The sequence below is a fragment of the Rhizomicrobium electricum genome (genome assembly GCF_011762045.1).
GTDB lineage: Bacteria > Pseudomonadota > Alphaproteobacteria > Micropepsales > Micropepsaceae > Rhizomicrobium > Rhizomicrobium electricum.
On the sequence record NZ_JAASQS010000005.1, the window covers coordinates 15,861 to 28,499 of the forward strand.

Annotated in this window: 15 protein-coding genes, 1 tRNA gene and 1 pseudogene; 10 read left to right on the top strand and 7 right to left on the bottom strand. The window is 57.4% G+C overall.

Translation table 11 applies throughout. The features are described 5' to 3' along the window. Window positions 1-106 precede the first annotated feature (106 nt). From FHS84_RS10600 to FHS84_RS10645, 10 genes and pseudogenes are all read left to right on the top strand, one after another. On the top strand, window positions 107-1,321 hold the full coding sequence (locus FHS84_RS10600; protein WP_166933940.1) for a type II secretion system F family protein: 1,215 nt from the start codon (window positions 107-109) through the stop codon (window positions 1,319-1,321). 6 nt (window positions 1,322-1,327) lie between these two features. Further along, window positions 1,328-1,729, top strand: a complete 402-nt coding sequence (locus FHS84_RS10605; protein WP_166933942.1) for a pilus assembly FimT family protein — start codon at window positions 1,328-1,330, stop codon at window positions 1,727-1,729. After that, window positions 1,726-2,103: a type IV pilus modification PilV family protein gene (locus FHS84_RS10610; RefSeq protein ID WP_166933944.1), complete on the top strand. Its 378-nt coding sequence runs from the start codon at window positions 1,726-1,728 to the stop codon at window positions 2,101-2,103. The genes FHS84_RS10605 and FHS84_RS10610 overlap by 4 nt, the downstream gene beginning before the upstream one ends. Further along, a complete protein-coding gene (locus FHS84_RS10615) occupies window positions 2,103-2,723 on the top strand; it encodes a prepilin-type N-terminal cleavage/methylation domain-containing protein (protein ID WP_166933946.1) in 621 nt (206 codons plus the stop codon). The genes FHS84_RS10610 and FHS84_RS10615 overlap by 1 nt, the downstream gene beginning before the upstream one ends. Continuing rightward, window positions 2,708-3,802 carry a PilN domain-containing protein gene (locus FHS84_RS10620; protein ID WP_166933948.1) on the top strand — a complete coding sequence of 365 codons (1,095 nt, stop codon included), beginning with the start codon at window positions 2,708-2,710 and terminating at the stop codon, window positions 3,800-3,802. Before FHS84_RS10615 ends, FHS84_RS10620 begins: the two co-directional genes overlap by 16 nt. A 4-nt stretch (window positions 3,803-3,806) precedes the next feature. Then, complete coding sequence (gspM, locus tag FHS84_RS10625) at window positions 3,807-4,361, top strand: type II secretion system protein GspM (RefSeq protein WP_166933950.1); 555 nt, start codon at window positions 3,807-3,809, stop codon at window positions 4,359-4,361. Next, window positions 4,361-4,915, top strand: coding sequence for a hypothetical protein (locus FHS84_RS10630; protein ID WP_166933952.1), 555 nt, complete (start codon window positions 4,361-4,363; stop codon window positions 4,913-4,915). The genes gspM and FHS84_RS10630 overlap by 1 nt, the downstream gene beginning before the upstream one ends. Window positions 4,916-5,127: 212 nt before the next feature. Beyond that, entirely contained in the window at window positions 5,128-7,089 is a 1,962-nt protein-coding gene (gspD, locus tag FHS84_RS10635; protein ID WP_166933954.1) for a type II secretion system secretin GspD, read from the top strand. A 175-nt stretch (window positions 7,090-7,264) separates the two neighbouring features. Continuing rightward, a pseudogene (locus tag FHS84_RS10640) lies at window positions 7,265-7,438 on the top strand (IS21 family transposase); the annotation flags it as partial. Between the two features lie 27 nt (window positions 7,439-7,465). Beyond that, window positions 7,466-8,125 (top strand): hypothetical protein, encoded by a 660-nt coding sequence (locus tag FHS84_RS10645; RefSeq protein WP_166933956.1) that lies wholly within the window; start codon window positions 7,466-7,468, stop codon window positions 8,123-8,125. A gap of 153 nt (window positions 8,126-8,278) precedes the next feature. On the opposite strand, the gene FHS84_RS10650 is transcribed toward FHS84_RS10645, so the two are convergent. From FHS84_RS10650 to FHS84_RS10680, 7 genes are all read right to left on the bottom strand, one after another. After that, window positions 8,279-8,356 (bottom strand) — tRNA-Pro (locus FHS84_RS10650). Window positions 8,357-8,788: 432 nt separating this feature from the next. Next, window positions 8,789-9,268: a MerR family transcriptional regulator gene (locus tag FHS84_RS10655; protein WP_166933959.1), complete on the bottom strand. Its 480-nt coding sequence runs from the start codon at window positions 9,266-9,268 to the stop codon at window positions 8,789-8,791. After that, the gene (locus FHS84_RS10660; RefSeq protein WP_166933961.1) at window positions 9,268-9,591 is read right to left on the bottom strand and encodes an integration host factor subunit alpha; all 324 of its coding nucleotides are present in this window, start codon (window positions 9,589-9,591) and stop codon (window positions 9,268-9,270) included. Before FHS84_RS10660 ends, FHS84_RS10655 begins: the two co-directional genes overlap by 1 nt. A 94-nt stretch (window positions 9,592-9,685) precedes the next feature. After that, entirely contained in the window at window positions 9,686-10,678 is a 993-nt protein-coding gene (locus tag FHS84_RS10665) for a beta-ketoacyl-ACP synthase III (protein WP_166933963.1), read from the bottom strand. Further along, entirely contained in the window at window positions 10,675-11,709 is a 1,035-nt protein-coding gene (gene plsX, locus FHS84_RS10670) for a phosphate acyltransferase PlsX (RefSeq protein WP_166933965.1), read from the bottom strand. Before plsX ends, FHS84_RS10665 begins: the two co-directional genes overlap by 4 nt. A gap of 45 nt (window positions 11,710-11,754) precedes the next feature. Next, window positions 11,755-11,937 (bottom strand): 50S ribosomal protein L32, encoded by a 183-nt coding sequence (gene rpmF, locus FHS84_RS10675; RefSeq protein WP_166933967.1) that lies wholly within the window; start codon window positions 11,935-11,937, stop codon window positions 11,755-11,757. A gap of 164 nt (window positions 11,938-12,101) precedes the next feature. Continuing rightward, complete coding sequence (locus tag FHS84_RS10680) at window positions 12,102-12,632, bottom strand: YceD family protein (RefSeq protein ID WP_166933969.1); 531 nt, start codon at window positions 12,630-12,632, stop codon at window positions 12,102-12,104. Between the last annotated feature and the right edge of the window lie 7 nt (window positions 12,633-12,639).

Below are 12,639 nucleotides of genomic sequence, written 5' to 3' on the forward strand. Positions count from 1 at the left end.
GCCGCTCCAGGTGCTCAAATGGACACGGCGGAATTGAATAGATAAATTATGGACACTAGAATTGAATGCAGATAGGGGCCACAAGTGTGAGGTGGGGGGTGGTAACGTGTCGCGCATTGCCTTCGAGGCTATCGATAAATCGGGCGGCACGGTTCGTGGCACGCTAGATGCCCCCGATCGAGCAAAGGCGCTCGACCAATTGATTGCGTCTGGGCTCACGCCCTTCGATATACGCCACGCGCATACATCCACCTCCCTCAGACCTGGGTGGAGATATATTTTTGGTCGGCGCAGCTTTGATTACGTCGGCTTTCTGCAAGAATTTGCGGTACTCCTAAAAGCGGGTCTACCTCCAGAGCGCGCCCTTACAACACTCAAGGCTCTGACTTTGGGTGCGAATGCGTCGCCCCGAATACAGCAAATCCTTGAACAGGTGCGAGGTGGCGAACCCGTATCGCAAGCATTTGCCACCAGTATTCCGGAGGCGCCATCCCACATCGCCGGATTGCTAGCCGCTGGAGAGGCTAGCGGTAAACTGGCTGAAATTGCGTCGCGCGTCGCTGAAGGGCTAAAGAAACTGAAGGCACTGAAGTCGCGTCTTATCTCTGACCTCGCCTATCCATGCATCTTAGTATTTTCCATCGCTGTTGTCCTCTGGGTCATGTTCCATACAGTTCTGCCCCGCTTGGCTCCATTGTTTGAGCAATCGGCAGCAGCAATGCCAATTGCCACGCAGGTGCTTCTGAGGCTGAAATCGTTCTTTGATTTTTATGGATGGTGGTTGTTCGGGATGCTAATCGCTGCGGCGATTTGGATGTTCCGGCTGTTGCGGACGCCGCGATACCGCCTCACCGTGGACATGCGCTTACTCACATCGAAGTGGGCTCTTGGAGTTCCGCGTGCGATCGAAGGAGCTTTGTTTTGCCGTAACCTCCAAATTATCCTTGATGGTGGCCTCCCACTCGAAAAGGCGTTGGGACCCGTTCGCGATGGCATTGGAAACCTGTGGCTCAAGAAAGAAATTGCCGAGGTAAGAACCGCCGTGCGCGAAGGCGTCCGGTTGTCGCGAGCGTTGCATTCAAAGGCACCATCGTTGCCCCCCGTAGTGGCAGAATTCTCTGCAGTTGGTGAGGAGACAGGTCGTCTCGCGGACATGATGCGTGAAGCCGCAGAACTGCTAGAACACCACGCTCAGACACGACTAAATCGATTAATCACGCTCGTCAGTCCATTGGCGACCTTACTCATGGGTGGCGTTGTAGCCCTCCTTATGGCGGGCATTGTTGGCGGCATTCTCGCTCTCAACGATGTCGCACGGTGACGAGCAATGGAATGGTGGAGTAGAGATTCCGGCTACACCCTAGTTGAGCTCCTCGTTGTCATCGGGATCATGAGTTTGGTCACCGCCTTCGCAGCACCTGCAACCTCTACCATAATTGAATCCGCGAAATTTCGCGCGGATGTGCTATCGGTCGAGGCCAGCTTGCGCAAGTGTCAGTCCACTGCAGTTGCACAGCAGCGCACCCTTGTTGTCCACACCGTCACAGATCTCGGCGCCATTATTGAAGGTTCACCCTCAGATAGCGTTGTGGTCACTATTGAACAGCCAATTCGCTGGTTTGCCGATGGGACGACAACCGGCGGGAAGATCACCATTCAACGTAAAGGGCGCGAGAAAACCATCACTGTCGCTTGGCTCTCAGGCACCATTACGAGCAGTGAACCATGAAAGGGGAAGACGGCTACACCATCATCGAGGCGCTTGCTGCGATGTCAATCCTGGCTGTCTCCCTGGTAGCGCTCTATGGAGCGGGCGCCGACGTTCTCAACGCAACTGACCGCGTTGCCGCGCACAATCGGGCCTTACTTTTTACCCAATCGAAGCTGGAGGTCCTGGCGATCACTTCCGCTCCGCTGCCTGCGCACGACCGTGGTTATGAGAAAGACCTGTCTTGGACAATCATCACTCGAGATGCATCCAGTCGAGAAATATGGAGCCACCTCGTCCTGCAGGAGGTGGAGCTAACCGTGGGCTGGAACGATGGCCACCACCACCGCTCAATCACAATCGTCACAAGGCACCTTGGAAGGACGGCGCCATAATGTCCCGCCTCACTCTCTCAGATGGCTATACTCTGGTCGAGTTGGTGGTCGTCATGCTGCTACTTGGCCTCCTAGCTTTGGCCTGCGAAAGTGGCCTTCATTTTGGTTGCCAAGTTTGGTCTCGTGCGGTGTCCAGTTTTGGCAAACAAGATCAGCTGGTGATCAATCAATCTATATTGCGCAGTCTTCTTGCGCACGCCTTACCGCGGCTAAAGGGCAATGTCGTTACATTCACTGGAGAAACAACTGAAATTCGCTTCGATGGCGCACCACCTCAAGCCTTCCAAGACGGAGGGACGGCTCACGTGGTTCTCCGCATTCTCAAGACACGTCGGGGCACGGCGCTTGCGCTCGATCTGCGATCCATAGCCGATCCGCAACACGCCAAACACGCCATACTCGCCACGGACGTCGACTTGCTGCACATGTCGTATCTCGATGCGTCGAGCCAAACTCAGACGTGGCTTTCCCATTGGCGCGATCGCAACCGGCTTCCTGACGCGGTTCGCATCGAGAGTGGTGACCCTAGAGTGTTTCCAACACTGATCGTGCACCTTCCAATTGTCGAAAGTGCCTCTTGCAGGCCCGATCCGGTGACTATGGCATGTCGAAAGATATAACGATCAAGATCGACCTCAGTGCGCCGGTGACCATTGCCTCAGCAAAGGATGCCCTATGGAGGTTCATCGGGTGGTGGGGCTGCGAAGTTCTCGAACTATTACCAAAGGCCTGGAATGAGCGACTACGCGCACGTTCCACCCGGTTTAGCTTGATTGTAACTGGCAATGGATGGTCACTTGAATGTCCTGAGGGTACCACCATAGCGCTGGATCAGCGCGTTCCACCCTTGGAGCTCCGCGAAGAACTCAGCCGAAGAGCGCCAGATAGCCTGCGTCGAGGTATCAACGTAGTCATTCCGCAGAAAAACCTCCTGTTTAGGCGCCAGAATTTTCCCCACGCTGCCGCAGCTAAGCTACAGCAGGTAATACGACTCCAACTTGACCGTCTCTCGCCCTTTCGAGGCGACGACGTTCAGTTCTTTTATTGGATCCTAGCTGACGAAAGCAGTATCTCTCAAACTGGATCGCCTCGTGAAGGTAACATTGCCGTAGAAATAGCAATATTACCCAAGCGCCAACTTACGGATATTGAGAGTTCGGTTCGCGCGCTAGGCCTAACTCCACGTATATTCCGGGTGGCAGATTGCCCAGCAAGCTTTGCCCCCGTTGGCCTGCCCTGGACTAAACACACCCAACGCCGCGCAATGATAAGCGCCTTTGGCGCTTCCTTTATCGCCGCGGCCATGATTCTGAGCCCCAACTTGCGGACATTGGAAATCGCAGAACTTCACGCTCAGATCGCGTCGGTCAGACCGCTGGTTGAGCGAGCACAGGCTGAAAGAAGCGAACTCAGCCACTATCAGCTGCCGGCACAGGCGGTCTCGGCAGACCGTGCTGCGGCATTTGACCTCTTGTTGGATCTGACAAAGAGACTTCCGGACTCTATCTCCGTTTCGAGACTCCAAGTCCGCGGTCAAGACGTCATAATCGAGGGTCGCTCCACAACGCTGGTGGATGTACGAACACTGATCACCCGTTCGCCAGTTCTGATCGACGTCCGCTCAACAACCATGGCGCCACTTGCAGACCGTTTTTCGCTGACCGCAAAACTGAAGCCCGGGATATCGGGGGACCACTAACACAATGCGATTCGAATGCACCCTGTCCACAATGCACCAAAAAGCCCTCGCTCTGGCCTTAGCGCTCGTGCCGGGATTCGCACTGATTGCTGGGTTGTGGGTATTTGTGTCGGCACAGATCGACCGGCATATCGAAGCATCGCTATTGGTGCGGGAGCTCACACGCCAGCGCGCTTTACTCGCCTTGGCGCCTGCCCAGCACAAAAAACTTCTAGAGTTGAGATCTTCGCCTGACTGGCAAGCGCTTTTCATTGCTAAATCCTCAACCACCCCCGATGGCCCCTTGTCTGCAGTCGTGAAAACCAATGGAGGAAAGGTTCAAAGCGATACCGTGGCACGCCAGAATGCGTTTGGCGCCACAGAAATCGACGAACATATCGTATTTACTGCCGATACTCAGCAACTCGCACATATCCTTCTCATTCTACGCGGCCGCCGCCCATTATTTGTCATTCGCGCACTCGAAATTCAACACGATGATCCTTTGCCCACCCAAGCGCGGCGGTCAATTAACGTGCTTACCATCAACTTAACTGTCGCAGAATTCGAGCATCCCTAATGGCGGACTTTCGAGAAATTCTGAGCGGAGCGGCGGGGCCCACCGGATTGGCGATGGTGGGCACCCTCATGCTGGTTGCTGTGGTGGTCCCATCGCCAACGCGGCTAACCTTGTGGCGCGACCGTCCCATACCCATTGTGAACACTCCCTTTCCGGAATCTCCTCGCAATGTTTCAGAAGCAGACCTCGCCGCCGTTATTGAGCGCCCTCTTTTCAATAGTGATCGCAAAAAGGATCCACCTCCTGAGGCACAGACAGCTCTTCCAGGTCTAGATTCGTACCGTCTTGCCGGTATCATTATTACCAGAGCGACGACTATTGCCATCATTGAACGGAGCCAGTCGAAGACCAGCTCCACTGTGAAGGTGGGGGATTTACTTGATGGGCGAGCTGTTGGCGCCATTACATCAGAGGGTGTGTCTCTTACCTATGGCGGCCGATCAGACGTATTGGCTGTCCCTAAGATTTCTGGTGCCAGCTTAGCAGCACCTGCGCCTAATGCAGACGCGCAAAAACAATCGACAAATATCGGTGGGAAGAGAGAGTCCAAATGACGTGTACAAGCGGGAAACAAGCGGTGTGGCTGGACAGCGTAGGCCGCCTTGCATTGCTCCTTACGCTTCTCGGACCTACAACGATTTTATCTGCCTCCGCTCAAGCGACGTCCGACAAGGCTCCACATCCTATAGGAGCGCAACAGCAAGTCTCAGATTTGCGGTCCGCCAAACCCGTCGACGGTATACCGGCAAAGACTGAAGAGGACCTCTTGCCGCCACTGCCGAATATGCAAGTCTTCGAAGGCTCCGGAACGTTTGTCAAACCGCCCAGCGCCAAAATAGCGTCATCGCGAAGTGGCGATGTGACTTTGGATTTTACGGATGCCGACATCAAAGACGTTGTGCGGGCCATCTTTGGCGAAATCCTACAGTGCTCTTACACGATAGACCCCAGGGTAACCGGGCACATTACATTGAAGACCGGACGACCGATCGCCAAAGAGGCGGTTCTACAGGCCCTTGAAACCGCCCTCAAAATCTCCGGGTATGCCATCAATCTCATTGATGACATCTACAACATCGTTCCAGCCGAAAGCGTACAGCGTCGCGCCCAAATAACTTACGGAGCTAACGACCGCCAGAATGCTGGCTACGGCATTGAGGTGATCTCCCTAGAATACGTCTCCGCAGAGGAAATGCAGCGGATCATTAATCCACTCGTACCTGAGGGTGCCATTGCCCAGATCGACGCCAAACGCAATCTGATATTCTTATCTGGCAGCGAGCCCGATCGCGCGGCAATTCGGGAAACGATCGCGCGGTTTGACGTCAATTATCTCAAGGGCATGTCGTTTGCCCTCATCCAACCAGCTCACTCAAACGTCGAAACCCTCGCAAGCGAGCTAGACAAGATATTCGGTGAAGCAAATAGTCCAATTGCCGGCCTAGTTCGGCTAATCCCAATGCAGCGAATCAATAGCTTGTTAGTTATTACATCCAGACGCAACTATCTGAAGGAGGTACAGCGGTGGGTCGCCCGGCTCGATGTCGCCCCGGTTACACCCGACAGGAAGCTCTATTTTTATCGTCTACAAAACTCCCGAGCGCATGATATCGCGGAGATTCTCGGCCGTATCTTTGGAGGCAATATGTCCAGCGGGTCCGACCAATCGGCCCAGTTCGGCGGATTGCCCCATCCGGCCGGACTTACTCCGAAGACAAGTACTATGAGCGTGCCTACCGGCAGTTCAACTGCAGCAACCCAAGTCCAAACGCCCTCAATCCAGCTGATGCCCTCGCAATATGGCAATTCAGGGGGCGCAAACATGCCACAAATCGTAACCGACGAAGCAAATAATGCTCTGATCATAAGAGCGGATGCCGCCGGTTACGCTGCCATTGAAGATGTTGTCAGGCAGATGGACGTACCGCCGAGCCAGGTGATGGTCGAGGCAACGATCGTTGAGGTCACGCTCAACGACACCCTGAAATATGGCGTCGAGTGGTATTTCAAGAACGCCAAAGAAACTTATACAATGAGCCCGAATGGCGCAGTGGCGACCCATTTTCCAGGTCTTGGTATCACATATTCAGCCACGAACCTGCAAGCAGCCCTGAGCACTCTTGGCAGTCTTACCGACGTCACGGTGATCTCGTCGCCCAAGATCCTTACGTTGGACAATAAAGCAGCTACGATTGAAGTTGGTGACCAAATTCCAATTGTCACTCAGACGGCCGTCTCGACCACAACGAGTGGGTCACCGATTGTTTCGAGTGTAGAACAACGCGACACAGGCGTGATTCTTTCTGTAACTCCTCGCATCGGCAATAGCGGCATTGTCTACCTGGACGTCTCGCAGGAAGTTAGCACGTCAACGCAAACAACGACGTCGAATATTGATTCTCCCACGATTCAACAAAGGCGCATTCATTCGACCGTAGCCGTTAACGACGGGGCGACAATTGCTCTTGGGGGATTAATTCAGAATAGTCAGACGAATGGCGATAGTGGCATTCCATTTCTCAAGGATATTCCGGTTCTTGGTGCGGCATTCAGCACCAAGTCAAACGTCCGAGGGCGCACAGAGCTGCTAATTTTCTTGACACCTCACGTCATTCGTAATTTGCCGGCAGCACTCGATATGACAGAAAAGCTCAAACAAGACCTTGAGAAGGTGCGTAACGCACTTGATGAATTGCCCAAACACAGAGTGCCGCGCCGACCTTGGTAATCTATCAATTTGTTATGAGGAGCAGCGCTTTGACCAACCAAAAATGCGCGAGATGCACGAGGGTGTGTTTCGGCGTGGAATAAGGACCCCGTTTTTGGGGTGATCGGCATCCAAAAGGGACCCCGGGAACGGAGGTTCGGCGTTGGCTCCCACGGAACTGGGAGCCGAGGTAGGGATGCTGGTCGTGGAGACGGTCGCGAAGGTCCGCCGCGCGTATTTTGTGCAAGGCAAGTCGATCAAAGCGATCTGCCGGGAACTGAACCTGTCGCGCAAGGTGGTGCGCAAGGTTATCCGTTCGGAAGCGACCGAGTTCCACTACGAGCGTGAGACGCAGCCGCTGCCGCAGCTATGACGCGGTGCGCCGCTATGCTCAGCGTTGGCGCTGGCCTTCGGGGATTCCAGCGAACAGCGCATCATCGGAATATTCCACACCATCATGGCGATTGATGCCGACGATGGCGTCGCGTTCGACCAAGCCTCCCTCACAGCCACCAAAATTCGGGAAGAACTCGACTATGGCGGGGTTCGGCTGCGCGCAACCGCATCACTATCCGGCGCAAGAATCTCCCCTCACTATCGACATCGCATTCGGCGATTCGGTCGAACCGGGGACTGGAAACAATCGATTATCCGACGCTACTCGACTTGCCTCGCCCCAAACTTGGCGCTTACGCACCCGAGACCGTTGTTGCCGAGAAATTCCAGGCAATGGTTGCTCTCGGTCGCGCCAACAGCCTTCGCTTTTGATGAGCAAAGACTTGCCCGTGCTTTCGCCGCGACGTTTGCCCGTCGCCAAACACAACTCACGACCAAAATCCCCGATGCGCTGACACTCGCCTTTGCCCAAGACCCCGCCAAACGCCTGTGGGGCGCCTTTGCTGCGGACCTTATCGAGGCGCCGCGCGAACTGGGACAAGTGACAGCAGAGATTTCGGATTTCCTGATGGCGGCCGCTCGCGCGGCGCGCGGTGGTTCAGGCCGCCCCAACCATAAAGTTACCACCAGAATCAAAACTGACCGGCGATTACCGCGTTAACGCGAAGCTTCAATGTGAACACCAGACGCGATGCCGCGTCATGCCGCCGCTGTTTTGGCGATAGTAAAAGACCACAGAAAGACTGTGGTTACTTGGTGGTAGCTAATTCGCCCCCACGCCGCCTTGGAATTACATCTAAGTCATTGAATTTAATGGTCGGAGCGGAGAGATTTGAACTCTCGACCCCCAGTCCCCCAGACTGGTGCGCTAACCAGACTGCGCCACGCTCCGACTTGTTCGCGGTCCCGAGGGGCCGCAGGCAGTTTGGTCTGCCGGTCGAGTTCGGTGGCCGCGAACGGCCTCCGAGGGGGAAATCCCTGGGGCTCTCCCCAAGGGCGGCGGACTATAGTTGGCCATCCCCGGAAGGGCAACCGCCCAAGGTGCGGCAATTCCTGTGAATTTGCCGGTTTTCCCGACCGATCAGGGCGTAATCGGATCGTCCTCGCCGCCACCCCACGGCCATAGGCTTGACCCACGGCGAGAACGGTCTGGAGGCGAAACCAGTCGGCTGGATCTTTTTTCCGACAACTCCAGCCTCATGGCCACGATCTTCTGGATCATGTGGTGTCGCCATTCGGATACGTCCAATCGCCGTCGTCGCGGATGACACACCTCTGGCGTGAACGTGAGACAGGTTGTCTGAAGCTTCGCGTGTGGATCCGGTCAGTACAGCCGCGGCGCGGTGCGCATACGGGCTTTCAACTGCACCAGTTCGGCGAGCAGGATCTCGAGCTTCTCGCGCGCCTCTTCGTCGAGCGCGGCGCCGCGGCGCTCGAACGGCACCACGGAATTCTGCCGGCGTCCGGACTCGCCGGTGTTCTGCGGCGCATCCTGAATGCTCTCGCGGCCGATCTCGGCAACATAGCGCACGCCGCGATCCTTCAAGAGTTTCTGTACGCCCTTGATGGTGTAACCGTCGGAATAGAGCAGCGTGCGGATGCCGCGCAGAAGATCGACATCTTCGGGCCGATAATAACGACGTCCGCCGGCACGCTTGGTCGGCTTCACCTGCGTGAAACGGCTTTCCCAGAACCGCAACACATGCTGCGGAACATCCAACTCGCTCGCTACTTCACTGATCGTTCGAAACGCTTCCGGTGATTTTACGCGCGAAGGAAACTGAGCTACTGCCGCATACGACATCAATCGCCCTCGCCCAACTCAGGATCGGGTGTCTGTCCGTTGATGACGGCCTTGAGCACATGGCTCGGACGGAACACCAACACACGCCGCGGTGCGATCGGAACTTCGTCGCCGGTCTTGGGGTTGCGGCCCATGCGCTGCGATTTCTGACGTACCGCAAACGTACCGAAGGAAGAGAGCTTCACCGTTTCGCCGCGCGCAAGTGCAGCGCACAACTCTTCGAGAATGTCCTCGACCATCTGTGCCGATTCGTTACGCGACAGGCCTACAGCCTGGAACACCGCTTCGGTCAGGTCGGCGCGCGTCAATGTCGTCGTGGTCATGGCGGTAAAGCGACTCCCTGGTGCTCGCGTAAAAGTAAACGAATCCGGGATTTACCGTCAACATCAAAGGGATAGGCTGTGGATTTGAGAATGGTTACCAGCGGACCAGACTCGCACCCCAAGTCATGCCGGCGCCGAGGGCTTCCATGAGCACCAAATGACCCGGTTGGATGCGACCGTCCGCCACGGCTGTAGCCAGTGCCAACGGGACGGAGGCGGCCGACGTGTTGCCGTGCAAGGCCACAGTCGAGACGACTTTGGCCGGATCGACCTTCAGTTTCTTGGCGGTGCCGTCCAGGATGCGCTGATTGGCCTGATGGGGTACCAGCCAGTCGATAGCGTCTACCGGAACCCCGGCAGCGGCGGCCGAAGCCTCGACCGAGGCGGCAATATTGGTCACCGCGTGCTTGAACACTTCCTTGCCCTGCATACGGATGTAGCCGACCGAGTGATCGGTGGACGGCCCGGAGTCGACGTACAACAGGTCGTGCAGCCGTCCGTCCGAGAACAGGACCGTATTGAGCACGCCGCGATCCTCGGAGGTACCGGCCCCCTCGCCCGCGTTCAGCACCACGGCACCGGCGCCGTCGCCGAACAGGACGCAGGTCGCGCGGTCCTCCCAATCGAGGATGCACGACATGGTATCGGCGCCGATCACCAGGGCCGAGCGCACCTGGCCCGCCTTGATGAAATTATCCGCCGTCGCAATCGCGTAGATGAAGCCGGAACAGACCGCCTGCACGTCGAAGGCAAAGCCGCGCGTCATGCCGAGCTTTCGCTGCACAATGGTCGCGACCGAGGGAAAGGTGAGGTCCGGCGTGGTGGTCGCAACCACGATCATGTCGATGTCTTGGGGCGTGGCGCCGGCGTTGGCGAGTGCGGCTTTGGCGGCCGCTGTGGCGAGATCGGACGTCTTCTCGCCTTTGGCTGCGATATGGCGCTGCGTGATGCCGGTGCGCGTCCGAATCCATTCGTCGCTCGTATCCACCCGCGTCACGAGATCCGCGTTTGTTACGATCGTATTTGGAAGATAGGCACCGCAACCAATGATGTGGGAACGAACGACGGTCGATCCGTCTCGTTTCATGACGCGACCGCCTCGGGTCTCACACCCGCGCGATCGGAAACGATGGCGTCGTTGACGCCGCCCAGCGCCAGATCAATCGCCGTATCGACGGCATAGGCAAAACCGACGCTGTCGGTGCCGCCATGCGCCTTCACGACGACGCTGTTGAGGCCGACCATCAGTCCGCCGCCGTAAGCGCGCGGATCGAGCTTGCGCCGCAAGGCGAGCAAAGCACCGGCGGCCAGCAAGGCGCCGAGACGCGACATCAGCGAACGCTTCAGCGCGCCTTTGAGGAAGAACGCGATCAACTTGGCCGCGCCTTCCAGCATCTTCAAGACGACGTTGCCGGTGAAGCCGTCCATCACGGCGACGTCGACGGCGCCTTCGAGGATGTTGTTGCCCTCGATGAAGCCGCAGAATTCCATCGGCAGATCGGACTGGCGCAGGGTATGGGCGGCGTTGCGCACGGCCTCATGCCCTTTCACTTCTTCCTGTCCGACGTTGACGAGTCCGACGCGCGGCTTGGGCAGACCAAACAACGCACGGCTCAGCGCTTCGCCCATGATGGCGAAATCGACGAGCTGTTCGGAATCGCATTCGACGTTGGCGCCGCAATCGAGCACGACCACCTGACCGCGCTGAGTCGGCCATACCGAAGCGATAGCGGGACGCGAAATGCCGTCGATCAGACCGAGCTGATACATGCCCATGGCCATCAGTGCGCCGGTATTGCCGGCGGAGACGACCGCTTGGGCTTCACCCGACTTCACCGACTCGATGGCATGCCACAGACTGGAATCGCGACGGCGGCGCAGCGCAAAGCTGGGCTTCTCATCCATGGCAACGCGGGTGGCGGCATGGCGCACGCTGACGCGACCGGCGAATTTGCCTTTGCGTTTGGCGATGAGCTGATTCAGCACCGTCTCGTCGCCGTGAAGGATGAACTTCACGTCGGGATGCCGCTGGATCGTGCGCGCGAGCGCCGATACCACGACCGATGGGCCGGCATCGCCGCCCATCGCATCGATCGAGACTGTCAGTTCGCCGGCCACAGCTTCACCTGCCCTGATAACCGCTGCATGCAGCGGTCACGGCGCTCAGGCCTTTGTCTCGGCGGCGACTTCACGGCCGTCGTAATGACCGCATTTGCCGCAAACGTGATGCGGGCGCTTCGGCTCACCGCAGTTCGGGCATTCGTTGTAAGACGACGCCGACAGCGCGTGGTGCGAGCGACGCATGTTCCGCCGTGACGGCGACGTTTTTCTCTTTGGGACCGCCATGGCGGAATCCTACTCCGTTAGAGCGTTTTCCGGGGAAACGGTTTTCCGTTCGAAAACGCGACAACTCAAGAATGCGGCCGGAAGGATCCAGCCGCACAAGGCAAAAGCAGGCGCGGGAGGTAGCAGGAAACCCCCTCCCGATTCAAGCACCTATTCCGGCGGAATTAGTCGCGGTCCTTCAGGGCCTTAAGGACGGCAAACGGGCTTGACTGCGGCGTCTCGGGCTCAACCGGAGGCGTAAACGCCACGCCGGGCTTGCGCGGGTAAGGATCGATCGCCAGGACAAATTCCTCCAGCAACGGCGCCGCGAGGTCGTAATCCAGGCTCAATATGGTTTCCGGAACATCGTCGTCCCCCGCCGCGAGGGTAAGTTCCGCGACAGTTTCCTGCGGCAGACGCGGGGCCTGCTGCAGTTCCCGAGCGATCTCCCGGCTGATACGGCTTTCCACCGGCTCCAGGGTCACGACGCAGCTCTGGACGACATCTGCCGTCAGATTCGCCTCGTAATTGAAACGCGTTTGCGACAAGCGGCGCAGGCCGACCGTGGCTGTAAACCGCTTCACCGAATCGATCCCCGCCCATTTGGCCAGCTTGGGCAGGTCCTCGGGGCTGGCTTCCACGACGACCTCGGCGCCGGCCTGCGACAGGTCGGACAGGTCGAAGATATGCTGCAAGGGCGGTTCGATGTGTTTCATGTTCATT